The organism is Nocardia sp. NPDC059240, from assembly GCF_042753865.1.
GTDB lineage: Bacteria > Actinomycetota > Actinomycetes > Mycobacteriales > Mycobacteriaceae > Nocardia.
The window spans coordinates 298735-321273 of record NZ_JBHZAC010000010.1 but is presented as its reverse complement, the minus strand read 5'-3'; the positions used below and the strand labels follow the sequence as shown (position 1 = coordinate 321273).

Here is a 22539-nt window from a genome sequence, read left to right as displayed (position 1 = left end):
AACTGAATAGATATTCACTGAATGTGGATTCAGTATTGAGGGTGGTACCTTCCGCTGTCAAGGAGGTGGATGGTGGCAGCCCGCCGCAGCGAGAAATCGGCCGAGACCGAACAGGCACTCAAACACGCCGCCCGGAAGTTGTTCGCCGAGCGCGGCTACCTGAACACCAAGATCACCGACATCACCGCGGCCGCCGGACGGGCCGCGGGCTCGTTCTACAACCACTTCGCGAGCAAGGAAGAGCTGCTCCAGTCGCTACTGAAAGACCTTGCCGACGAAAGCGACAACTCCGCCGAAGACCCCGCGCACACCGCCGACTTCACCGACCCGGAATCGGTCCGCTACCACGTCGCGGCCTACTGGAACTTCGGCCGCAAGAACTGGCCGGTACTGCGCTCGGTCGGTCAGGCCGCCCTGGTCAACGCCGACTTCGCCCGCATCGCAGCACGATTCGCCACCGAGCAACGCGAAGAGGTGGCCGACCACCTCGACGGCTTCACCGCCGCCGGACTGCGCCTACCCGGCTCCGCCGAGGTCAGCCTGGCCATGATGTTCCTATCGGCCACCGGCCTGCTGCAGGCCGTCGAGGAAGGCGGACTCACCCTCACCGACGAGCAAGCCGTCGACGCCCTGACCAGCTTTGTCTACCGCGGCCTCACCGGCCGGGACGTCGACTAGCGCGCAGTTGTCGCCACGTCGACCAGCGCGCGGCCGCCGGGCCGTCGGCGGGTGCGCACTGAAAAGCCCTGGGCGCGAAGATGGTCGCGGCCAGGGTCGAGATGATCAGGTGTGTGTGCTCAGGGCACCAGCACGATCGAGCCGGTGGTCTTGCGGCCTTCCAGGTCGCGGTGGGCCTGCTCGGCCTGCGTGAGCGGGTAGCTGCCGCCGATGCGCAGGTGCAGGGTGCCGTCGGCGACGGCGTTCATGATGTCGCCTGCGCGCCACAGCAATTCGGCCCGGTCGCGGGTGTAGTGCGCGAGGGTCGGCCGGGTCACGAAGAGGGATCCGAGCGGGTTGAGCCGTTGCAGGTCGAATGGTGGCACCGGCCCGCTCGCTCCGCCGAACAATGCCACCATGCCGCGAATTCGCGTGGCCGCCAAGCTCGATTCGAACGTCGAGGCGCCCACCCCGTCATAGGTGGCGGCCACCCCGACCCCGCCGGTGAGCTCACGCACCCGTGCGGCGACGTCCTCCTCGTAGCGCAGCACTTCGGCAGCCCCCGCGTCCCGCGACAGTTTCTCCTTGTCGTCGGTGGACACCGTGGTGATCACTCGCACCCCGCGCGCCGAAAGCAGTTGCGTCAGAATCAATCCCACGCCGCCCGCGCCCGCGTGCACCAGCACCGCGTCGTCCGGGGACGGCTTGAAGATCGATTCGATCAGATAGTGCGCCGTCATGCCCTGCAGCAGCGCTGACGCGGCAATCTCGGGATTCACCCCGTCGGGCACCGGAATCGCCACAGCGGCAGGCACGATCACCTGCTCGGCGTAACTGCCGGGAGCCGCCGCCCACGCCACCCGATCGCCGACGCTGAAATCGGTGACATCGGCCCCCACGGCGATGACCTCGCCGCTACCCTCTGAGCCGGGGATGTACGGAACCGGCGTCGGGTAGCGCCCGGTGCGAATGTAGGTGTCGATGAAGTTGATTCCGGCGGCCTGCGTCTTCACCAGCAGCTGCCCGGCCCCGACCTGCGGGTCGGGCACCTCCACGTACCGCAGGACCTCGGGACCGCCGTGCTCGGAAACCTGGATGGCGCGCATTCTTCCAGTTCTACACCCGGCCCTCGAGCCGAGATCGAATGCCTCGTCGGATGTGAGATGCGCGGCGCTTCATGGACGCTGAAATACCGGTGGGTAAACTCCAGACCATGAGCGCTACTGCCGCCCCGGCATCCGAGAAAGTCTCGCCGTCCGTCGTGGATTCCGTGAAGGGATTCGTGGCCGAGCACGGGGGTTCCGCGACCGCGGTGCTGCAGCCCATCGGCCGCATCGGCGTCCGCGTCACGCTGGTCGGCGCCGACGGCATCATGGGTGACCGCGTCGTCGGTTCGCTGGACGCCGCCAAGGCCCTCGTCGAGACGGTCGACGGCCTCACCGAAGCCGACGAGTGGGACCGCGAGCTCATCTCGAAGGTCACCCCGGCGAAGGGCCACTGGGCCAAGATGGCAGGCTGGGTGGCCAAGCAGAAGCGATTCCCCAAGGCGCGCAACGAGAAGTGACCGCGCCCGCAGCCAGCGGGGGCGGAAAGGACCGGATCGACGTGTCAGGGCGCGTGACCAAACAAGCGCAGCTCCGTTCGGCGCTGACCACCCTGTGCGCGAATCTGCGTCCCGGCGAGATGCTGCCGAGTGAACGGCAGCTCTGCGACGACTACCGGGTCAGCCGCATGACGGTGCGCGAGGTGCTGGGCCAGCTCGAATCCGAGGGCACCATCACCCGTATCCCGGGCAAGGGCACCTTCGTGGCCGAGCGGGTGGCCCGCTCGCGCCTGCACATGGCGTCGTTCTCCGATGACATGCGCCGGCTGGGCCGCACGCCGAGCACCGTCGTGCTGCACACCGACCACGCCGTGCCGCCCCCGTCCTCGGCGACCGCGCTCGGTCTGGCCGCGAATGTGAAGGCGTTCCACCTGGTTCGGCTGCGGCTGGCCGACGGTTTGCCGATGTCCATCGATGACGGCTGGTACCGCGAGGATCTGCTGCCGGACCTGCTCGATCACGAACTGACGCAGTCGCTCTACGCGCTGTTCGCCCGCGAATACGACTGCCCGATCGACCGCGCCGAGCAGAGCGTGCGCGCGGTGGCCGCCGACGAGCGGCACGCGGGCTGGCTGGGCACCGAAACCGGTTCGCCGCTGCTGGCTTTCGACCGCATCTCGTATTCGCGCGATCGCGCCGTCGAGCACGCGCAGTCGTGGTACCGGGCCGATCGCTACCAGGTCTACATGACGGTGTCGGCCGCCGACAGCTGAGCGCCTCCGAAAACGATTGAGCCGCCGCCCGATCGGGCGGCGGCTCGTTTCGTCTCAGGCGGTCACATCGAGAACAGGACCGAACCCGTGGTGACCGGCCCGGTGGCCGTGTTCTGTGCCGAACCCGGCGCGGTGTCCATGACCACGACCGGCACGGCCGCGCTCAAACCCAGGCGGCGAACGGCGTTGGGGGAGAAGGTGATCAGCGGATCGCCCTCGGTGACGTGCATACCTTCGGCGGCCACGACGGTGAACAGGTCGGCCTTGCCGACGGTGTCGATGCCGACGTGCAGCAGCACCCCGGTGCCGTCGGCGGTGACGATGACGGCGGCATGGGGATGCAGCTTCACGATGTCACCGGTGACCGGCGCGACGACCGTGGTCGCGTCGTCGGTGTCGAGGGGTTCGATGGCCACGCCCGCGCCCACCATCTCGGCCGAGAAGACCGGATCGGGAACTTCGGACAGGGGCATGGCGCGGCCGTCCAGCGGCGCGGTGATCTGAATACCCATGGCGATCAGAGCATGTCGTTGATGTCTTCGGCCAGGGCGTCGGCCGTCGGCCCGACCACGACCTGAACCGCGGCACCCGCCTTGACAACGCCGTGCGCGCCGGCGGCCTTGAGGGCCTTCTCGTCAACCTTGGTGGCGTCCTTGATTTCGCAGCGTAGACGGGTGATACAGCCTTCCACCTCGATGATGTTGTCGAGACCACCCAGGCCGGCGACGATTTGATCCGCTTTCGACATATTTCCTCCGAGCGTGTCGAGTAGACAAAACTGGTTATAACCAGTATATGTCTGGTTATAACCAGTCACGGTAACTGACGCTGAACAGTTCGCGTGACTCCATTCACAGACTGACTGAGGACCACCCATGGCCGATGCCGTCGAGAGCTCTCGCAAGAAGCTCGATCTATCGGGACTGCAGAAGCTCGGCCGCAGCTTGATGCTGCCGATCGCCACGCTACCCGCTGCCGGACTGTTGCTGCGACTGGGACAGGACGACATGCTCGGCCGCTGGTCGGCACTCAAGACCGTCGCTGACGTGCTCGCCGCCGCCGGCGGCGCGCTCATCGACAACCTGCCCCTACTCTTTGCCGTGGGCATCGCCATCGGCTGGGCCAAGAAGGCCGACGGCTCGACCGCACTCGCGGCCGTGGTCGGCTACCTGGCTTTCAACGGCGTGCTCAAGGCCATGTCGCCGGTCGTGCTCGAGGGCAAGGTCGACGCCAAAGGTGCTCAGGCACTGGTTAATTTCGGTGTCCTCGGCGGCATCGTCATCGGTCTGACCGCCGCGTACCTGTGGCAGCGCTTCCATCGCACGGCGTTGCCCGACTACCTCGGCTTCTTCTCCGGTCGCCGCCTGGTGCCGATCCTGACGGCCTGCGCGGCCGTCGTCATCGGCGTGCTCATGTCGTTCATCTATCCGGCCTTCAACTCCGGATTGACCTCGCTGGGCAACTTCGTCGCCGACAACTCGGTCGTCGGTGGCGGCATCTTCGGGTTTGCCAATCGGATGCTGTTGCCGCTGGGTCTGCACCACATCATCAACTCGGTGGTCTGGTTCGTGCTGGGCGACTACACCAGTGGTGGCCAGACCTACCACGGCGACATCGCCATGTTCCTGCACGGTGATCCGCATGCGGGCACCTTCATGACCGGCTTCTTCCCGATCATGATGTTCGGCCTGCCGGCTGCGGCCCTGGCCATCTGGCGGCATGCCAAGCCGGAGAACCGCAAGATGATCGGCGGTATCATGCTGTCGACCGGTCTGACCGCGTTCCTGACCGGTATCACCGAGCCGCTGGAGTTCTCGTTCATCTTCGTGGCTTGGCCGCTGCTGCTGATCCACGCGATTTTCACGGGCACGTCGCTGGCGCTGACCAATGCGCTGGGTATCCATGACGGATTCACCTTCTCGGCAGGCGCCATCGACTACCTACTCAACTTCGGCAAGGCGACGCATCCGCTGCTGCTCCTCCCGATCGGCCTCGGCTACGCCGCCCTGTACTACGTCACCTTCAGCTTCATCATCAAGCGCTGGAACCTGAAGACTCCGGGTCGTGAAGACGATGAGGCGGAAACCGAAAAGGAGAATGTCGCCGCATGATCACTCGCACCGCCGTCGTTGCGTCCAAGACCGGGTTGCATGCCCGCCCCGCCGCATTGTTCGCCAAGGCCGCCGGGGAAGCCGGTGTCCCGGTGAAGATCTCGGTCGAGGGTAAGGACCCGATCGCCGCCAACAGCCTGCTGCAGGTGATGACTCTCGGCGCGAAGCAGGGTGACACCGTCACCCTGCACGCCGAGGACGGGGCCGATGCGGCCCTGGAGAAGCTGGTCGCGATGCTGGAGACCGATCTTGACGCGTGAGGTGCGTGGCGTCGCCGCCGCTCCCGGGATCGCGGTCGGTGCGGTGAAGTGGCTGGCGCCCGCGCCGGTCACCAGCCGCACCGACGCCCCCGGGAGCGACGTCGAAGCCGAAATCGCTCGCGCGCAGGCCGCTTTCGAGACGGTCGCCGCCCGCTACTCGGCTCAGGCCCTGGATGCCAAGGGCCCGGCCGCGGACATCCTGTTCATGACCTCGGCGCTGGCCGCCGATCCGGCGCTGCTGGATCAGGTTCAGACCGAGATCCGCGGCGGGACGCCGACCGCGCACGCGGTCACCGAGGCGGTCGCGCACTTCGGTGCGCAGCTGGCCGCCCTCGGCGGCATGATGGCCGAGCGCGCCACCGACCTGAAGGATGTCGGGCAGCGCGTGGTGGCCGAACTGCTGGGGGTGGAGCCGCCCGGAATCCCGGACAGCGCCACACCTTTCGTGCTCGCCGCGCATGACCTGGCACCGGCGGATACCGCCACGCTGGATCCGCAGCGGGTCCTGGGCCTGCTCACGGTGGCGGGCGGGCCGACCTCGCACACCGCGATTCTGGCCAAGGCCCTGGGCATTCCGGCCGTCGTGGCCGCCCCGGACGCGGTGCAGATCGCCGAGAACACCGAGGTCGTGCTCGACGGCACGTCCGGCGTGGTCGAGCTGGAACCCACCGCCGGGCGTCGCGAGGAAGTGCTCGCCCTGCGGGCGCGTCTGACGGACGCACCGACCGGTCCGGGCCGCACCGCCGACGGCCACGCCGTGCCCCTGCTCGCGAATGTGGGCTCGGTGGCCGATGCGCAGCTCGCGGTCGAACTCGGGGCCGAGGGCGTCGGCCTGTTCCGGACCGAATTCCTGTTCCTGGACCGCCAATCGGCCCCCACGGTGGCCGAGCAGACGGCCCAGTACGCCGAGATCTTCCGGGTCATGGGCGACCGTCCCGTCACGGTCCGCACCCTGGACGCCGGATCCGACAAGCCGCTGCCGTTCCTGAACCTGCCGACGGAAGAGAATCCGGCGCTGGGAGTGCGCGGCCTGCGGTTGAGCAGCGTCGATGAGGGGGCGCTGCTCGACCAGCTCACGGCGATCGAGGCCGCGGCCAAGGAATCGGGTACTCCGGTCAAGGTCATGGCCCCGATGGTCGCCACCGCCGAGGAGGCGAACTACTTCGCCGCCCGCGCCGCCGACGCCGGGCTCGCCACCCGCGGCGTCATGGTCGAAATCCCCGCCGCCGCAATCCGTTCCGAACAGCTCGGCGCGGAGGTGGACTTCTTCTCCATCGGCACCAACGACCTGTCGCAGTACCTCTTCGGCGCGGACCGCATGTCCGCCACGCTGGCGGCACTGCACAATCCGTGGCAGCCCGCCCTCGCGGTGACCATCGCCATGGTGGTGTCGGGCGCGAACAAGCACGAGGTGAAGGTGGGGGTGTGCGGGGAATCCGCGTCCAACCCCGAATTCGCCTGTGTGCTGGTTGGTCTCGGCGTGGAGACGCTGTCGATGGCACCACGCTCGATCGCCGGGGTCCGTGCGCAACTCGCCGAAGTGACGCTCGACCAGTGTCGAGCGGCGGCGTCGGCGGTGCTGTCGGCGCGCACGGCCGACGACGCCCTGCGGGCCGCCCGGCAAGCATTGGGGCGAGATAAGTGACGACCACCCTGCGCGGCCGGGTCGTCACCCTCACGGAGGCGGGCGAACTCGCCGACGGGGTGGTCTCCTTCACCGGCCCGCGACTGGACTATGTCGGCCCCGCAACAGGATTCGACGGTGAGTTGCCCGAGTTCAGTGGGCGGCCGCCGATCATCCTGCCCGGCCTGATCGATGTGCACTGCCACGGCGGTGGTGGATTCGGTTTCCCCGAAACCGATCCCGAGGGCGTCGCCGTCGCCGCGAATTTCCATCGCGCGCGCGGAACGACCACCCTCGTCGCCTCCCTCGTCTCGGCCACCGAAGCCGAACTGCGCGAACGCATCGACGTGCTCGGTAAGGCCATCGACGACGGCCTGCTCGCGGGCATCCACCTCGAGGGCCCGTTCATCAGCGAGCATCGGCGCGGCGCCCACGACCCGGCGCGCATCCTGCCCGGCGACCCCGCCCTGCTGGAGCGTCTCGTCGACTATGCGGGCGGGCGCATCGTGTCGGTGACGATCGCCCCGGAAACCGAGAACTTCGATGCCCTCGCCGATGTGCTCGCCGACGCGAATGTGATTCTCTCCCTGGGACACACCGTCGCCGACTACGAGCGGTCCGTACACGCCATGCGCCGCGGTTGGCGGGTGTCGATCACCCACCTGTTCAACGCCATGCCCGAATTGGCGCATCGTGACGCCAACTTCCTCACAGCCGCCATGGCCGCGGCCGGGCGCGGCGATGTGGTGGCCGAGGTGATCGGCGACGGTGTGCACCTCGCCGACGGCACCGTGCGCATGGTCTTCGACACCATCGGTCCCGATAACCTGGCGCTGATCACCGACGCCATGGCCGCCGCCGGTCAACCCGACGGCCGCTACCAGCTCGGTAGCCTGGACGTCGTGGTCGCCGACGGGATCTCGCGCATCTACGACCCGAACGGTGAGGGCCCCATCGCCGGCGGCACCGCCACCGCCTCGGAGGTGCTGCGCCGCACCGTCTTCGACGCCGGCGTCGAGCTCACCGCGGCCGCCACCGCCGCCTGTGCCACCCCCGCCCGCTTGTTGGGCATGGCCGACGAGATCGGCGCGTTGCATGCGGGCATGCGTGCGGACGTGCTGGTCACCGACCATCGGTTGAATCCCGTTGATATTTACAAGGATGGAGTGCAATGGAACTCGTGATCACCGAGACCGCGGCCGAGGCGGGTGTGCTGGCCGGACGCATCATGGCCGACCATGTGCGCCGGGGTGCGCGCGCCATCGGGCTGGCCACGGGATCCTCGCCGCTGGGTGCGTACGGTGAGCTGATTCGCCAGTACCGCGAGGAGAAGCTGAGTTTCGCGGGCGTGCAGGCGTTCCTGCTCGACGAGTACATCGGGCTGCCGCCGGGGCACCCGCAGTCCTACCGGCAGTTCATTCGTGACGAGTTCACCTCGCACGTGGATTTCGACGATGCGAACGTCAACAGCCCCGACGGCAATGCCGCCGACATTCCTGCCGCCGCAGCCGATTACGAGAAGCGCATCGCCGCGAACGGTCCGGTCTCGGTGCAGATTCTGGGCATCGGAGCCAACGGACACATCGGGTTCAACGAGCCCGGCTCCTCGCTGCGCTCGCGCACCCGCGTCAAGACGCTGACCCCGAAGACCCGCGAGGACAATGCGCGGTTCTTCGAGGACGACCTGTCACAGGTGCCCACCCACGTGCTCACCCAGGGGCTCGGAACCATCAGCGACGCCGACCATCTGCTCATGATCGCCACCGGCGCGGGCAAGGCCGAGGCGGTCGCCGCCGCGGTGGAGGGCCCGCTCTCCGCCTTCTGCCCGGCCTCGATCCTGCAGATGCACCCGCACGTCACCGTCATCGTCGATCCGGACGCGGCGGCGAATTTGAAGGCGGTCGACTACTACCGGTTCGCGGTGGCGAACAAGCCCTCCTGGCAGAGCTTCTAACCCTGCCCTTCTCGAGCGTCAGCCCTGCTGCAATGCGGTGAACGGGGCCATGTCGAAGTAGTCGCGCCAGGCCGAGATCAGGCCGTCGCGGACTTCGAACACCCCGGTCACCGGCAACTCGATGTGCTTGTCGCCCAAGGTGAATCGGTCGGTGCGCTCATTGAGCACCACGTTGCCGGTGACGGCCTGATGATGCACGGTGAAATCGATACCCCCGAAGGTGCCGATGAAGCCGCGCAGGAACTCCAGGATCGCGGCCTTGCCGACGAACGGATCCATCGGGATGTTGTGGTAGACGGCATCCTCGGTGAAGAACTCGGCAATGGATTCCGGTGTGCCGCTGCGCCATTCGGCGCATAGGGCGGTGACGACCGCGGCGGGGGACAGGGTGGTGTGGTCGATGCTCACTGCGGTGGGAGACCTTTCCTGTGATGGATATGCCCTGCCGAGCGAACTGTCCGGGTCAGTCGGTGTCAAGACCGGTCTCGCACTGAGATTTTCACCGGCGAATGTCTCGTCTCGTCGTGCCGTCGGTCCTCGTCGTCAGGCCGTCAGCGTGCCGCCCAGCACCGTGCTCACCATGGCGTGCACGGCCTCGGTCTCGGGGCGCGGCAAGGTCCGATCGGCGAACAGCAGGTGCGCCGAGCCGATAAGGGTCGGCGCCAGGATGGTGATGTCGACGGTCGCCACGATGCGCCCCGCCTCGACCTCCGCGGCCAGATAGTCCGCGATCAGCGTGGTCGCCTCGCCCAGTATCGGAATCCCGACCGGACGGGTCTGCTGCAGCCGTGCCCGCAACTCGTCGCGGAACGTCACCAGGCTGACGATCGCCACCGCCACGGTCTCGAACACCCCGATCAGCGCCTCGGTGAGATTCGCGGCCACGGTCCCCGACCCCGACCCCTCCCGCAGCGCCGCGCCCAGCCGCTCGACTCGGACGATCCGGTCCTCCACCAGCTCGGCCAGGAATCCGTCGAAGTCGGTGAAATGCCGGTGCAGCACACCCTTCGCGCACCCCGCCTCGGTCGTCACCGACCGGCTTGTGAGCCCGCTGGGCCCGTCCCGCAACAGAATTCGCTCGGCGGCATCGAAGAGCTGTTCCCGCACATCCCGTATGGCGACCCCGGTGGGCACCCGCACTCCTTCGTGTTGATCGAACCCGAATCCGATTGCGGAGTGGGCACTTGCCCACTTAAAGTGGGCGCATGGTCACTCTACCGTCTTCGCAGCCCGAACCTGCCGATCAGAGCCCACATCAATACCGGGAAACCGCCGAATCGTTCGGTGTCGACGCCGCCCGTTACGACCGCACCCGCCCGCCCTATCCCGCCGCCATGATCGAGCGGATTCTCGCGGCCACGTCCGGCAAGGAACTCCTCGACGTCGGCTGCGGCACCGGCATCGAGGCCCGGCAGTTCCGCGACGCCGGTGCCACGGTGCTCGGCGTCGAACCGGACGCCCGCATGGCCGAATTCGCCCGTACCACCGGAATCGAAGTCGAGACCGGCACTTTCGAAACCTGGGATCCCTCCGGCCGCACCTTCGACGGGGTGATCTCCGGAACCGCCTGGCACTGGGTCGATCCCGTCGCCGGTGCCGCGCAGGCAGCACGCGTGCTGCGACCGGGCGGCCGGTTGTCGGCGTTCTGGCATGTGCCCCAGCTGCCCCCGGAGGTGGTCGCCTCCTTCGCCGACGCCTACCGCCGCTGGCTCCCCGACTCGCCCGCATCCCTGATCGCCGACCGCCCAGCACTGGAGTTGTACGAAACCATCCTCGGCAATGCCGAGCGCGGCATCCGCAACAGCGGCGGATTCGAACATCCGCAGCGGTGGCAATTCGATTGGCAGCGCACCTATTCCCGAGCCGAATGGCTCGACCAAATCCCCACCCACGGCGCCCTCACCCAAGTCGATCCAGACACCCTCGCGGCGGTCTCGGACGCAGTCGGCGCAGCCATCGACGCCCTCGGCGGCCAGTTCACCATCGCCTACGCCACCGTGGTAGTCACCGCCACCCGCGCCCTCACCTGACCCCGGACAGCTTGTGCGGGTTGGTGATCGAATAGATCGTCTGGATCCGGCTGCCTGCGGCATCGAGGTCGACGACTACCGCGGCAATCGGGCTGTTGTCGGAGAACACCAGTACGCACGGATCTTCGGCCACCCAGCGGTAGCTGATGGCTAGGTCGCCGTCCGGGAGGTCGGCGGCCACCGCCATGAAGACCGCGGCCACCCGCTCGCGGCCGTGCACGGGCGCGGAACTCTGCGCCGGGCCGACTCCGCCACTGTCGGTCCACAGGGTGACATCGGGGGCGAGTATCTCCAGCATTGTGGTGAGATCGCCGCGCATGGTGGCGTCGGCCAGCCGTTCGCTCACGCCCGCTCGAAAGTCCTTGTCGCCCTGGCGGGGATGACGTGTCTCGAGGTGTTTGCGCGCGCGGGAGGCGAGTTGGCGGACGGCGGCGGGGGAGCGGTCGAGCATGGCCGCGATCTCGGGGTGCCCGAAGCCGAAGACATCGTGCAGCACGAAGACCGCACGCTCCAGCGGTGTGAGCGTTTCGAGTACGACGAGCACGGCCATCGACAGTGATTCCTTGCGCTCCACCAGCGCGGCGGCGTCCTCGGCGGCGAGGACGAGCGGTTCGGGAAGCCAAGGGCCGAGATAGGTCTCGCGTCGCCGCCCGATCTCGGTTCGCCGCGCGAGCGCCTGATTGGCCACGACTCGGACCAGGTACGCCCGCGCATTGTCCACCGGCGGCGCATGCGGATCGCGATGGCGGGCCGCCCACGCGAGCCACGCCTCCTGCAATACGTCTTCGGTGTCGGCAACGGTGCCGAGCATGTTGTAACCGACCGCGAACAGCAGCTCGCGGTAGTCCAGGAAGCGCGCCGTGATCTCCGCAGTCGGGTTGGCTGTGGCGGTCGCCGTTTCCGAGGTCGATGGTGATGTCGTCATGATCTCTCTCCCCTCTCTCACCACCGCAGAGCCCTGCGCCGCCGAAACTGTGACATGCCGGCCCGGATCGTGTTCCACGTCACCGAATTTCGCGCCGATGTCACCATTCGCCGTCCTCGTGCCTCTGTGGTGTCGGGCCGGGGAGAGTCCCCGGAGCGAGGAGCCCAGCCATGACCACCACGCCGTCCAACCCGGACCGCGCCCTGCTCATCCGTCACGACGAGGCCGAATACCTGCCCGGCCTGGGCGTGCGCCTCTATGCCGACCACGATATGACCGGCGGAAAGCTCAGTGCCAACCGCGCCACCCTGCCTGCCGGAACCGACGGGCCGCCACCGCATTTCCACACCGGCTCCGCCGAACTGTTCTATCTGCTCGACGGCAGCCTGACCGTGTTGGCGGGCGAGGACATCCACACGCTGCACGGCGGTGACTTCCTGCTGGTCCCAGCAGGAATGGTGCATGCCTGGGCCGCTCCGGCGGACGCGTCGGCCGACGTACTGATCGTGTTCACGCCCGGCATCGAGCGTTTCGACTACTTCCGCATGGGTGAACGCCTGCGGCGCGGCGACGGCGATCCGATGGAAATCCTGCGCACCCAGGAACGATTCGACAATCACTTCGTCGACAGCCCCCGCTGGCGCGCGTCACGCTCGGACGCGGCGGGCGGGAACACGGCGCAGCATCGATAATGGCGAGGTGACCGAGCGGGCAGCGAGTCGGACGGCAATCCTGGTGTGTCAGGGTCGAGCGGTGGCCGACGGGCGATTGGGGGTCGGGCGCTTCACCGATCCCGTCGCGGTCGAGCTGCTGCTCGACAGTGAGCGTGGCCTCGTCGAGCAGGTGCGCGGCGGGCAGGTGCCCAAGGCCGTCGGTGCCCGTATCGAATACGAATTGCTTTCCGCCACTTCCGAAGTGCTCGCCGCACGTACCGTCGCGATCGACGAGGCGGTGCGGGAGTCGGGAAATCCGCAACTGGTGATTCTCGGCGCGGGGCTCGATGCCCGCGCCTGGCGTATGCCGGAATTGACGGATACCGCCGTGTTCGAGGTGGATCATCCGGCTTCGCAGGCCGAGAAACGGGCGCGGCTGGGGGAGCGGAAACCGTTGGGCGCCATACGGTTCGTGCCGGTCGACTTCGGCACGGACTCGCTCGGTGCCGCGCTCATCGCGGCGGGTCACGACGAATCGCGGCCCACCACCTGGATCTGGGAGGGTGTCGTGCCGTACCTGACGCCTGCCGAGGTAGGGGAGACGGTCTCGGAGGTGGCGAAACGCAGCGCCCCCGGGAGTCGGTTGATCACCACCTACCCGACGCCGAATCGCCTGTACCGCTACGGACGTCGCGGCATGGAACTGCTGCTGTCGTTGAGCGGGCGGACCAATCCGATGGCGCGCGAACCTCAGCGTTCGAGCTGGACTCCCGCGGCGATGGCCGCCGTGATGACCGAACGAGGATTCACCGTGACCGGCGACCGCGACATGCTCAGTGTGGCCCTCGACTCCGGTGTCGCGGGGCGGCGGGAATCGTTCCTCAGCACCGGTCGGCTCCTGGTGGCCGACCGACACTGATCATCGCCACGGCGGACCTCAGGCGTTGAGGGTGACGACCCACGAGCCGTTGCAGCCCTTGTCGTGATCGCGGTTGGCCTCGTAGTTCCACACGGCCTGCAGGTCGGAGTCCTTCTGGATATTGAAGTCGCCGGTCGGGGACTTGATCGCGACACCGTTGTAGAGCAGCACGCTCAGATCGTTGGGGTAGATGGTCCATTCGCCGTTGTAGCCGGCCGGGTAGTTCATGCTGACATTGGTGGTCCGGCCCGCGTGGTTCTGCACCACGAGGCAGGCCCCGGCCGGAGCCTGAGCCTGGGCGGGCGCGGCCGCGAACACGACGGCCGAGAGACCCACCGCGGCGGCCGCGAGCGGGACGCCGATCTTCGCGACGGTGGTGCGCTTGACGTTGGTGATATTCGACATGAGAGACAACCTCCAGTGGAATCCGGTTGGCCCGGATCGGTGCTTCGATGTACTGAAGGTAGGCAGCCTCACCAGCGGGTTTCTTAAATTTTCCTTACAGCCGCGGCCCGCCGATTGTCCTCGTCCTCCATCGCATCCCGGGCAATTCGGGTTAACCGCTCCCGCGCCTGCGGCCGCGAAAGATCAACCTGCGCGATCCCGATCGCTCGAATCCCGGACTCGGCGTCGGTGAGACATTCGAACGCCCGATCGTGCGCGAAACTCATTGAGAGAAGGCTCAATCCGCGCGCACAACGCTCACGGAGGTAGGAGTACACGGTGGTGTCGAAGAGCGATTCGAACATCGGCACCGCCGGTGCGTACGCCAGGCGCGTCAGCCCGCTGACCAGCGTGCACTGAGCGTAGATGTCGTCATCGGACGCGGTCCGGGTCCCCACGAGGTAGTCCGACAGCCGCGCGGCATCGCTGCCTTCCCCGATCTCGCACAGCAGAGACAGGGCCTGAAAGGCGAAATCCGTATCCATCCCGGCGTTTGCCCTGGCCCAGGCCAGCGCACGCGGTGATCGGAGTTGTCGCAGGTGCCTGCGGACGGCGATTCGCACGCGCAGCGGGGTGAAGGCATCCTCGAGGAGCACGGGCGCGATTGCCAATAGTGTTGCCTCCCACTGTGCATCGGAGAGGTCGGTGGCGGTGACCGGCTGGATGAGTGCGGCGTCGACGGCAACATCGAGAATCCGTTCTCGCTCTGCTGCCGCCCGTACCGCCCGTGGGGTCGGCCTCGGCTCAGGCGCCCGCCGGCACTGCTCCTCGGCCATCAGCACCCTCTCGATGCGTGCGCTCTCGGCTCGCCATTGCGGCCAGGGCATTGCCGCACAGTCGTCGATCGCCCGGCGGAGGTCGTCATCATCTGCCACCGCGAGTACCTCGTCGAGCAGACCTCGCGCCTCAGGACGGTCGTGGAACGGCAGCAGCGCATTCAATGCCAGGTAGGTGTCGCGTCTCGTCCGCAGGTAGTGCCGCAATTCGCTGACACTGCCCTCGATCCCGGCTCGGGCGAGGTCCTCGAGCACGCCGACGGCGAGCCAGGCATTCGAGTCGTCCATTGGGTCCGCAGGCCCGGCATATGCCGCCCGGAACCGCTGCAGGTCCACGCCCAATTCCGCAACGAGACTCGCGTACAGCCAGCTCCGGTGCTCGACCTGATGATCCCAGCGCGGATCGTCGACGATGCAGTCCACCACGAACTCTCGCGCCTGATCGCGGTGCGCCAAAGCCTGTTCATAGCAAGCTCCCCGCCCGCGCTGAATCAACCCGAGCAGCGAATCCGCTTCCGCCCATGTCCGTTCCACTCGCACATCAGATCAGCCACCCCGCGCCGCGACCATCGCATTTCGCGCGCGGGTGGCCGCACGGTTCGCTCCCACCCCTCTCGATCAAGGTCAAGGTGTACTCAGTGCGGTGAAGCGGACGAAATTCCTCGCTGAGTACACCTTGATCTTGGTCTGCTAGCGGGCGGCGGGGCCGTCGCCGGTCGTGGGCGTGAGGGCGGTGGTGAGGAATGGGAGGAGCAGGTCGAGGAATTCTGTTGGGGTGGAGGAGAAGGGGAGGTGGCCGGTGGGGAGGACGTGGAGTTGGGAGTTGGGGATGAGGCGGTGGGCGAGTTTGCCGTAGCGCGGGGGGAGGACCGGGTCGCGGCCGCCCCACACGATGAGGGTCGGTGCGGTGATGGATGCGGCGCGGGTGGTGAGGTCGTAGGCGGGGTCGTTGAAGCTGTGCCAGAGGGAGCGGTAGGTGGCGCGGCCTGCGGCGGTGGCGGCGAAGCGAATCGCACGGTCGATGGCTGCGTCGTCGGCGGGGGAGACGGCCTTCATGTAGGCGCGGACGCTGCGCGGGATGAGGTAGCGGGCTACCGCGGCGGAGCCGTAGAGGTTGCAGTAGGCGCGGGTCAGGGGGGATTGGTGGACGAAGCCGCCGGTGTTGACCAGCACCAGTCCGGCGACGTGGTCCGGGTGGTCGATGGCCAGGCGGGCCGCGGCGTATCCGCCGACCGAATTGCCCAGGAACACAGCGCGATCCAGCTCGAGTGCGGTGACGAATTCGACGAGCGTATCGGCGAAGCCGACGGCGGTGGCGGTCGGATTCGGTTCGGACGCACCGTGTCCCGGCCAATCCAGCGTGATAACGCGATGCTCGGCGGCCAGGGCCGGAACGATCGGATCGAAGTCGTGATGGTCGTGCAGGTTCGCGTGCAGGAGGACGATCGCCGGACCGGTCCCGGTGTCCTCGTAGGCCAATTGCCCGGCTGTGGTGTGCAGGGTGTGCATCCGCGATCTCCTGGATTCGGATCGAGTTGACCGTCCGGTCATTCACTGACCAGTCGGTCGGTCATATACTTCGACCATACGACCGGTCCGAAACGCATGCAAGGGGTTCGAATCCGATGAATCTGCGGGAGGATTCCGCCGCACGCACCCGCGCGGCCCTCGTCGACAGCGGCCTGCAGTTGGCCGAACGCCTCGGCCTGGCCGGGGTCAGCGTCAATGTCCTGGTGACCGAACTCGGCGTCTCGAAGGGCACCTTCTTCCACCATTTCGGCAACCGCGCCAACTACCTGCTGGCTTTGCACCGCGAATTCCACGACCGTCTGCAAGGCGAGATCGAAACCTCCATCGAGGGCCTGGCTCCCGGCCGCGACCGCCTGCTCGCGGCGTCGACCGCCTACCTCGACGCCTGCCTGCGTGACCGCGGCGTCAAAGCCCTGCTGCTCGAGGCCCGCGCTGAACCGCTGATCACCGACGAGGTGAGTGGCCGCAACGCCCACAACGCCGCCCTCATCGAGCCGGACTTCGAACTCCTCGGCTGGACTCATCCCACGCAGGCGGCCAGGCTGTGGGTGGGCTTGGTCGCCGAGGCCGCGCTGCTGGAACTGCACGCCGGGCACGCGCAACCCTCGGTGCGAGAGGCTCTGTGGCAGTTCCTCGATCGGTAAGGCGGCACGGATGTGAGTTCAGCCCGGTCGCGACGCGGAGCGTTGGCGATTCTGATGGTGCTGGCTGTGCTGATGGCAGGCATAGCGGTGACTGCGCTCGTCACAGGAACCCGCCACCTGACCCGGCCGGTCACCTGCGCCGGTGTCGTGATGGGCGCGCTGGACGGCTGCGACGTGACAGCGGGAAGCCGACGCCACCCCGGCGAGGTGCAGGTCTACCGGCCAGGTGGATTCACCGCCGGTATGGCACAGATCAATCCGGCTGATCGACCACTGCGGAGCCGGGATCAGATGCGGGACAGGGCGCACACCAACGGTGTCATCGGGCTGCTCGTCGGTGCCGCGACGGTGATCGCCCTCATCCCCGTGGGGCGGAAGATCATTCGCAGGTGGCCGCAGCCACGCGATCACCGAACGTAGTGTGAGGCGACCGCGTCCTGGCCGGTGTAGTTCGGGCCCGAATACGGATCGGCACCCAGATAGCGGAAGTCCCACGCGGGCACCCCGCAGCCGGTCCGGGTGAGTCGCCGCGCGCGGGGGTTGTACTGGAATCCATTGCCGCGCAAGGCGGCGGTGAAGGGGCGACCCAGGGGCGTGCCGTCGGGTGCGCGGACCGCGGTGGCATCGAAATTGGCGGCGAGGTGGCCGTCGACCGTGAGCCAGGAGGTCATGCGGGTCAGCGCGCCGAGTTTGTCACCGACATAGTGCAGTGCGTGAACGCTCGTGATCAGGTCCACGGGTTCGTCGGGCTGCCAGGTCAGCACCGACCCGGTGACCAGGTCGAGGCCGCCGCCCGGTGGGACGCCGAAGTAGCCGACCAGGTCGAGGCCGATGATGGTGGCATGACCGGCGAGGTGAGTCGTGGCGTCGGAAAGGGCTCGGGCGCTACCGCATCCGATATCGAGCCAGCGCTGTGGTCCCGGCCGCGCCAGCAACCACGCCACCGGATCGAACCCGAGCTCGCGGCGATAGGCGGGCAGCCGCCGGTCCCGGTTCATCGCGGTATTCGCCACTACCGCAGTCTGTTCCAGGTGCGCGTCGTCGATCAACTCGGTCACGCCGTCCATTCTTCCGGGAACGGGTGTACGCGGCGAGCCGACCGCATCTCGCGTCAGTCAGCTAGATGCTGACCTTCCCCGCGGAGACCGATGCGTTGGCGGGCAAGGGTTCGCGGGTGCGCAGGGCGGCCCAGAGGGCGGCGGTGGCGGCGGTGCAGGCGGCCGCGCCGCCGACGTGGAAGGCGACCAGTGCGGCGGGCACGTGCGTGAAGTACTGGACGATGCCGATCAGCGCTTGCGCGCAGACGAGGGCGATGACCACGATCAGCCGGGTCCGGATGGACTTGTTCATGCCGACGGCGGCCAGTCCGCAGGCCAATCCGACCAGCAGCGCCAGATAGGCGACGAGGAGTTCGGCGTGCAGGTGGACCAGCGTGGTGATCTCGACCTGCAGGCGTTCCACCGGCTTCGCGGCGCTCTTGTCGCCCGCGTGCGGGCCCGCACCGGTGACCAGGGTGCCCGCGATGAGGGTCGCGGTGAGAGCCAGGCCGCACAGCGCGGTCAGCAGGCGCAGGGGCTTGGGGGCCTGCACGGTGTCGATGCCGTCGTCGGGTTCGCCGACCTTGACCCACAGCAGCGCGGCCAGCCAGACCATCAGCATCGAGGCCAGCAGATGCAGCGAGACCGTCCACCACAGCAATCCGGTGCGCACGGTGATACCGCCGAGCACGGCCTGCAGCACGGTGCCGCCGGGCATGAGCCAGGCGTAGACGAGTACTTCGCGTCGGCGTCGCGCCCGGGTCACGGCCAGCACGATCACGGCCGCCGCGAGCACGACCACGAAAGTCAGCATGCGATTGCTGAATTCGACGACCTGGTGCACGACGGGCACCTCGGCCACGGTGGTCGGCGTGAAACTGCCGGGGAAGCACTGCGGCCAGGTGGGGCAGCCGAGGCCCGAGGCGGTGACGCGGACGACGGCACCGGTCACCGAGATTCCGGCCTGGGTCAGCAGGACCACGAAGGCGATGAGGCGCTGCACCCGCAACGAAGGCATCGGGAACAGATCGGCAAGTCGCTGGAAGGCGCGATTCAGCACGGACAAGATGGTAGCGGGGACGCATTTCGCCCCGTCACCCGCCCTACTACAACGTGTCGTTAAACACGTGGGCCGCTCGACCTTTCGAGGTCGGTCGAGCTTCTCTCGAGGTCAGTCGAATTTGAAGAAGCGGGTGGCCAGCCATCCGGCCAGCCCACCCCATCCGGCGAGCACCGCCAGGCCGTACCAGTCGACGCTGGTGCGCATCGCCTGTTCCAGGCATTCCGACAGCGCCCCGGACGGAATGATCCGCGCGATCAGGCTCACCGCGTGCGGCAGATCATCGGACATGAACACCAGGCTCGCGGTCCCGAGCATGACGAACCACAGGATGTTCGCCAGAGCCAGCACCACTTCGGCCTTGAGCGTCCCGCCCAGCAGCAGGCCCAGCGCCGCGAAGGTCGCCGTCCCCAGCGCGATCACGACAGCGCCCAGCAGCAACCCGCTCAGCGAGGGCCGCCAGCCCAGCGCGAACCCGATGGCCCCCAGCAGAATCGACTGCAGCACCACCACGATCAGCACCGCCGAGCACTTGCCCGCGACAATGCCCCAGCGCGGAAGTGGCGTCGCCCCCAGCCGCTTCAACGCCCCGTAGCGCCGATCGAACCCGACCGCGATGGCCTGCCCGGTGAACGCGGTTGACATGATCGCCACCATCATCACCGCCGGCACCACCCGGTTCACCCGATGCTCGCCGAGCCCGCTCATCGGCAGCAGCGTCAACCCGATCAGCAGCGTGATCGGAATGAACATGGTCAGCAGCAGCTGTTCCCCGTTGCGCAGCAACAGGATCAGTTCCATGCGGGTCTGCGCCGCCAGCATCTTCGCGCGTGTGGTCGGCTGCGGGGCGGGGGAGAAGGTGCCCGCCGCGAATCGGTTCACGGTCTCGGTCACCCGCGCAACTCCCGTCCGGTCAGTTCCAGGAACACGTCTTCCAGTCGGCGCTGGTCGATGCGAATGTCGGTGGGCAGCACGTCGATTCGCGCGCACCAGGCGGTCATGGTGGCCAGCACCTGCGGGGTGATGTCGCCTTGCAGCAGGTAGGAGCCGGGCGCGGTCTCGCGCGGCGTGAACCCTTCCGGCAGTGCGGCTTCCAGCAGGGAGAGGTCGAGTTTGGGTGGCGCGGTGAACGCCAGCCGCCCCTCGGCCCCGTGTGAGGTGACTTCGGCGGGTGTGCCTTGGGCGACCACCCGGCCGTGGTCGATGATGACCAGCTGGTCGGCGAGCTGTTCGGCCTCGTCCATCATGTGGGTGGTGAGCAGCACGCTGACCCCGTCGCGGCGCAGCGCGTCGATGAGCTCCCACACCAGATGCCGTGCCTGCGCGTCCAATCCGGCGGTCGGCTCGTCGAGGAACACGATCTCGGGCCGGCCGACCAGCGCGCAGGCCAAGGCCAGGCGCTGCTGCTGCCCGCCGGAGAGTCGCCGATAGGGCGTGCGCCGAGCGTCTTTGAGCCCGAGCGTGTCCAGCAGCCAGGTCGGGTCGAGGGGGTTGGCGGAGTAGGAGGCGACGAGATCCAGCATCTCCCCGGCCTTGGAGCCGGGGTACGCGCCGCCGCCCTGCAACATCACGCCGATGCGCGGCCGCAGCTGGTCGGAGTCGGCGATCGGGTCCAGGCCCAGCACCCGCACGCTCCCGGCGTCGGGGGTCACGAAGCCCTCGCACATCTCGGTGGTGGTGGTCTTGCCCGCGCCGTTGGGCCCGAGCAGCGCCAATACCTGCGCGCGTTCGATATCGAAGCTGATGCCGTCGACCGCGGTGGTCTCGCCGTAGCGTTTCACGACGCCGTCGACGCGTACGGCGGGTCCGGAGGCTGCGGTCACGATGAGACACCGTAGGGCGTGGGTCGCTGTGACGGAGCCGACACCCCCGGCTGATTGCGCCACGGCAGCACATTTCGGGTCAGGAAGATGAGCGTCAGACCGACGATCACGGTGGCGATGGCGGATTCGACGATCTGGAAAACGTAGAAGTCCGCACCGCGCGGCATCACGATCATGCTCACCACGACGGACAGCACCACCGCCGGAACCCGGAAGGCCGGCCGGTTGGCCCAGGCGGCGAGCGGCACGATCGCCCACAGCAGATACCAGGGCTGCACCACCGGGAAGAACAGCACGATCGCGCCGAGTGAAACCCCCAGCGCGCCGATCGGATTCAAGCGTCCGGTCCAGGTGGCGATGAGCATGCGCACGGTGATGAACGCGGCGACCAGTTCCGCGATGGGCCGGGTGATGTCGAGCAGCGCGGTGGTGTGATCGCCCAATCCGAGCAGTACGCCGCCGAATCCGGTGATGATCCCGATCGCGGTGGGCAGCGACAGGTAGCTGCGGACCGAGGTGGCCGCGCCGAGCGTGTTCATCCACCCGAATCCGAGGCCGCTGGCCCCGCTGATGAGCAGGGTGACGACCACGGCGATGCCGACGAGCACGGCCCCGGCTATCAGGACGTCCCGTAATCGTCCGCCCAGCCTTCTGGCCAGGGCCATGCCGACGAATCCCAGCGAGACCAGCGAAATGATCTTGATCGAGGAGGACAGCGTGATCACCACCGCCCCGAAGACCAGCAGCGCCCACGCTTTTCGATCGAAGGGATGGATATCGTCGAGCGCCCGCATGCAGAACTCGACACCGGCCATCATCAGCCCGAGCATGATCGCGTCATTGTGCACGCCGCCGACCAGGTGGAACAGCACCAGCGGATTGGCCGCCCCCAGCCACAGCGCGCTCACCGGCGCGACACCGCAGCGCCGCGACAACCGCGGCAGTGCCCACACGATCAAGGCGACGCCCGCCAGCGCGAGCAGCCGGTGCAGCCACACTCCGGCGATGATGTTGTCGCCCGCGACCGAGGAGATCCCGCGTCCCATCCACAGGAACAGCGGCCCGTAGGGCGCGGGGGTCAGCCGCCAGATATTGGGCACGTTGTTGGTCAGCACATTGTCGAGCCCGAGTCCCTCGACCGGCCCGACCTTGTACGGGTCCAGCCCGCGCGCGGAGATCTCGCTCTGTGCCAGATACGAATACACGTCATTGCTGAACATGGGCGGCGCGACGCTGAGCGGAATGATCCACAGCAGCAGCGTGCGATCCATCTGTGAGCGGGTGAGCCGGTGGCGGGGATTGCCGCCCCAGCCGCCGATGGCGAAGCGCCCCAGCAGCAGCCAGGCCATCACCACCAGCACGGTCCCGATCAGGCACATGGCCAGCGTCGAAGTGCCCGCGCGCGCGAAGAATCCGAGCACCCGCAGTCCGGAGGTCGGATTCTGGTGCACCGGTTGCGCGCCCACGCCCAGCGCCGCGATCGCCATGATGACGGCCCCGGTCGCGCCCAGCAGCCGGATTCGCATCAGCTGCAGGGTTTCTCGCCGGTCCAGTCCCGGCACGTCGTGATCGATGCTGTGCAGCACGGCGACGGTGTGATCGGCGGCTGGGACGTCCAGGCCCAGGGCCCGGCGTCCTATTTCGATGACTCTGCGCCGTGCGCCTTCCACTACCGCCACAGCTGCGCAGCCTAGTCCGGCGGCCGGGTCGCGACGCCGATCGCATGGCCGTAGCGCGGGTTCGCCGGTGTGCCCGGTGGTTGCCGTGAGGCATTCC

The 22539-nt window shown here is 67.8% G+C and carries 27 protein-coding genes; 13 read left to right on the top strand and 14 right to left on the bottom strand.

Going from position 1 to position 22539, the window contains the following annotated elements; all coding sequences use genetic code 11:
- Nucleotides 1-69 precede the first annotated feature (69 nt).
- Nucleotides 70-678 (top strand): TetR/AcrR family transcriptional regulator, encoded by a 609-nt coding sequence (locus tag ACFXHA_RS33575; RefSeq protein ID WP_379363281.1) that lies wholly within the window; start codon nucleotides 70-72, stop codon nucleotides 676-678.
- Between the two features lie 119 nt (nucleotides 679-797).
- Here the strand turns inward: ACFXHA_RS33575 and ACFXHA_RS33570 are convergent, their stop codons facing one another.
- Entirely contained in the window at nucleotides 798-1763 is a 966-nt protein-coding gene (locus tag ACFXHA_RS33570) for a quinone oxidoreductase family protein (protein ID WP_379363279.1), read from the bottom strand.
- A 107-nt stretch (nucleotides 1764-1870) separates the two neighbouring features.
- Between ACFXHA_RS33570 and ACFXHA_RS33565 the strand changes: the two genes are divergently transcribed.
- Together ACFXHA_RS33565 and ACFXHA_RS33560 are read left to right on the top strand one after the other, a co-directional pair.
- A complete protein-coding gene (locus tag ACFXHA_RS33565) occupies nucleotides 1871-2221 on the top strand; it encodes a hypothetical protein (protein WP_379363277.1) in 351 nt (116 codons plus the stop codon).
- Between the two features lie 53 nt (nucleotides 2222-2274).
- Nucleotides 2275-2973: a GntR family transcriptional regulator gene (locus ACFXHA_RS33560; protein WP_379363275.1), complete on the top strand. Its 699-nt coding sequence runs from the start codon at nucleotides 2275-2277 to the stop codon at nucleotides 2971-2973.
- 62 nt (nucleotides 2974-3035) lie between these two features.
- Here ACFXHA_RS33560 and ACFXHA_RS33555 read toward each other — a convergent pair whose 3' ends face one another.
- Both ACFXHA_RS33555 and ACFXHA_RS33550 read right to left on the bottom strand, forming a co-directional pair.
- Nucleotides 3036-3485: a PTS glucose transporter subunit IIA gene (locus tag ACFXHA_RS33555; RefSeq protein ID WP_379363274.1), complete on the bottom strand. Its 450-nt coding sequence runs from the start codon at nucleotides 3483-3485 to the stop codon at nucleotides 3036-3038.
- 5 nt (nucleotides 3486-3490) lie between these two features.
- Entirely contained in the window at nucleotides 3491-3721 is a 231-nt protein-coding gene (locus tag ACFXHA_RS33550) for a glucose PTS transporter subunit EIIB (RefSeq protein ID WP_379363273.1), read from the bottom strand.
- A gap of 127 nt (nucleotides 3722-3848) precedes the next feature.
- On the opposite strand from ACFXHA_RS33550, the gene ACFXHA_RS33545 reads away from it, so the two are divergent.
- From ACFXHA_RS33545 to nagB, 5 genes are read left to right on the top strand one after another with little or no spacing between them, the layout of a single operon-like run.
- The gene (locus tag ACFXHA_RS33545; protein ID WP_379363272.1) at nucleotides 3849-5084 is read left to right on the top strand and encodes a PTS transporter subunit EIIC; all 1236 of its coding nucleotides are present in this window, start codon (nucleotides 3849-3851) and stop codon (nucleotides 5082-5084) included.
- Nucleotides 5081-5344, top strand: a complete 264-nt coding sequence (locus ACFXHA_RS33540) for an HPr family phosphocarrier protein (RefSeq protein WP_379363271.1) — start codon at nucleotides 5081-5083, stop codon at nucleotides 5342-5344. Before ACFXHA_RS33545 ends, ACFXHA_RS33540 begins: the two co-directional genes overlap by 4 nt.
- Nucleotides 5334-6989, top strand: coding sequence for a phosphoenolpyruvate--protein phosphotransferase (gene ptsP / locus ACFXHA_RS33535; RefSeq protein ID WP_379363269.1), 1656 nt, complete (start codon nucleotides 5334-5336; stop codon nucleotides 6987-6989). Before ACFXHA_RS33540 ends, ptsP begins: the two co-directional genes overlap by 11 nt.
- Nucleotides 6986-8152: an N-acetylglucosamine-6-phosphate deacetylase gene (locus ACFXHA_RS33530; protein WP_379363267.1), complete on the top strand. Its 1167-nt coding sequence runs from the start codon at nucleotides 6986-6988 to the stop codon at nucleotides 8150-8152. Before ptsP ends, ACFXHA_RS33530 begins: the two co-directional genes overlap by 4 nt.
- Nucleotides 8140-8922: a glucosamine-6-phosphate deaminase gene (gene nagB / locus ACFXHA_RS33525; protein ID WP_379363265.1), complete on the top strand. Its 783-nt coding sequence runs from the start codon at nucleotides 8140-8142 to the stop codon at nucleotides 8920-8922. The genes ACFXHA_RS33530 and nagB overlap by 13 nt, the downstream gene beginning before the upstream one ends.
- 18 nt (nucleotides 8923-8940) lie before the next feature.
- On the opposite strand, the gene ACFXHA_RS33520 is transcribed toward nagB, so the two are convergent.
- A complete protein-coding gene (locus tag ACFXHA_RS33520) occupies nucleotides 8941-9309 on the bottom strand; it encodes a limonene-1,2-epoxide hydrolase family protein (RefSeq protein ID WP_379363463.1) in 369 nt (122 codons plus the stop codon).
- Between the two features lie 156 nt (nucleotides 9310-9465).
- Nucleotides 9466-10056: a TetR/AcrR family transcriptional regulator gene (locus ACFXHA_RS33515; RefSeq protein ID WP_379363263.1), complete on the bottom strand. Its 591-nt coding sequence runs from the start codon at nucleotides 10054-10056 to the stop codon at nucleotides 9466-9468.
- Nucleotides 10057-10127: 71 nt separating this feature from the next.
- Here ACFXHA_RS33515 and ACFXHA_RS33510 point away from each other — a divergent pair, with 71 nt between their 5' ends.
- Complete coding sequence (locus ACFXHA_RS33510) at nucleotides 10128-10952, top strand: class I SAM-dependent methyltransferase (RefSeq protein WP_379363261.1); 825 nt, start codon at nucleotides 10128-10130, stop codon at nucleotides 10950-10952.
- On the opposite strand, the gene ACFXHA_RS33505 is transcribed toward ACFXHA_RS33510, so the two are convergent.
- Complete coding sequence (locus tag ACFXHA_RS33505; protein WP_379363260.1) at nucleotides 10945-11877, bottom strand: sigma-70 family RNA polymerase sigma factor; 933 nt, start codon at nucleotides 11875-11877, stop codon at nucleotides 10945-10947. The two genes, ACFXHA_RS33510 and ACFXHA_RS33505, sit on opposite strands and share 8 nt — an antisense overlap.
- A gap of 170 nt (nucleotides 11878-12047) precedes the next feature.
- Here ACFXHA_RS33505 and ACFXHA_RS33500 point away from each other — a divergent pair, with 170 nt between their 5' ends.
- Nucleotides 12048-12569 carry a cupin domain-containing protein gene (locus ACFXHA_RS33500; protein ID WP_379363258.1) on the top strand — a complete coding sequence of 174 codons (522 nt, stop codon included), beginning with the start codon at nucleotides 12048-12050 and terminating at the stop codon, nucleotides 12567-12569.
- A gap of 7 nt (nucleotides 12570-12576) precedes the next feature.
- Nucleotides 12577-13449, top strand: a complete 873-nt coding sequence (locus ACFXHA_RS33495) for a class I SAM-dependent methyltransferase (RefSeq protein WP_379363256.1) — start codon at nucleotides 12577-12579, stop codon at nucleotides 13447-13449.
- A gap of 18 nt (nucleotides 13450-13467) precedes the next feature.
- Here the strand turns inward: ACFXHA_RS33495 and ACFXHA_RS33490 are convergent, their stop codons facing one another.
- The 3 genes from ACFXHA_RS33490 to ACFXHA_RS33480 all read right to left on the bottom strand — a co-directional run bounded on the left by ACFXHA_RS33490 (nucleotide 13468) and on the right by ACFXHA_RS33480 (nucleotide 16178).
- The gene (locus tag ACFXHA_RS33490) at nucleotides 13468-13854 is read right to left on the bottom strand and encodes a hypothetical protein (RefSeq protein ID WP_379363254.1); all 387 of its coding nucleotides are present in this window, start codon (nucleotides 13852-13854) and stop codon (nucleotides 13468-13470) included.
- Between the two features lie 83 nt (nucleotides 13855-13937).
- A complete protein-coding gene (locus ACFXHA_RS33485; RefSeq protein WP_379363252.1) occupies nucleotides 13938-15095 on the bottom strand; it encodes a hypothetical protein in 1158 nt (385 codons plus the stop codon).
- Nucleotides 15096-15359: 264 nt separating this feature from the next.
- On the bottom strand, nucleotides 15360-16178 hold the full coding sequence (locus ACFXHA_RS33480; protein ID WP_379363250.1) for an alpha/beta fold hydrolase: 819 nt from the start codon (nucleotides 16176-16178) through the stop codon (nucleotides 15360-15362).
- 116 nt (nucleotides 16179-16294) lie between these two features.
- Here ACFXHA_RS33480 and ACFXHA_RS33475 point away from each other — a divergent pair, with 116 nt between their 5' ends.
- Both ACFXHA_RS33475 and ACFXHA_RS33470 read left to right on the top strand, forming a co-directional pair.
- Nucleotides 16295-16843 (top strand): TetR/AcrR family transcriptional regulator, encoded by a 549-nt coding sequence (locus ACFXHA_RS33475; protein ID WP_379363248.1) that lies wholly within the window; start codon nucleotides 16295-16297, stop codon nucleotides 16841-16843.
- Between the two features lie 12 nt (nucleotides 16844-16855).
- Nucleotides 16856-17263 carry a hypothetical protein gene (locus ACFXHA_RS33470; RefSeq protein ID WP_379363246.1) on the top strand — a complete coding sequence of 136 codons (408 nt, stop codon included), beginning with the start codon at nucleotides 16856-16858 and terminating at the stop codon, nucleotides 17261-17263.
- Here the strand turns inward: ACFXHA_RS33470 and ACFXHA_RS33465 are convergent.
- From ACFXHA_RS33465 to mptB, 5 genes are all read right to left on the bottom strand, one after another.
- Nucleotides 17251-17901, bottom strand: a complete 651-nt coding sequence (locus ACFXHA_RS33465) for a class I SAM-dependent methyltransferase (RefSeq protein WP_379363244.1) — start codon at nucleotides 17899-17901, stop codon at nucleotides 17251-17253. The two genes, ACFXHA_RS33470 and ACFXHA_RS33465, sit on opposite strands and share 13 nt — an antisense overlap.
- A gap of 61 nt (nucleotides 17902-17962) precedes the next feature.
- A complete protein-coding gene (locus ACFXHA_RS33460) occupies nucleotides 17963-18940 on the bottom strand; it encodes a heme A synthase (protein WP_379363242.1) in 978 nt (325 codons plus the stop codon).
- 111 nt (nucleotides 18941-19051) lie between these two features.
- On the bottom strand, nucleotides 19052-19834 hold the full coding sequence (locus ACFXHA_RS33455; protein ID WP_379363240.1) for an ABC transporter permease: 783 nt from the start codon (nucleotides 19832-19834) through the stop codon (nucleotides 19052-19054).
- The gene (locus ACFXHA_RS33450) at nucleotides 19831-20763 is read right to left on the bottom strand and encodes an ABC transporter ATP-binding protein (protein ID WP_379363238.1); all 933 of its coding nucleotides are present in this window, start codon (nucleotides 20761-20763) and stop codon (nucleotides 19831-19833) included. The genes ACFXHA_RS33455 and ACFXHA_RS33450 overlap by 4 nt, the downstream gene beginning before the upstream one ends.
- A complete protein-coding gene (gene mptB, locus ACFXHA_RS33445; protein ID WP_379363236.1) occupies nucleotides 20760-22442 on the bottom strand; it encodes a polyprenol phosphomannose-dependent alpha 1,6 mannosyltransferase MptB in 1683 nt (560 codons plus the stop codon). Before mptB ends, ACFXHA_RS33450 begins: the two co-directional genes overlap by 4 nt.
- Nucleotides 22443-22539: the final 97 nt, after the last annotated feature.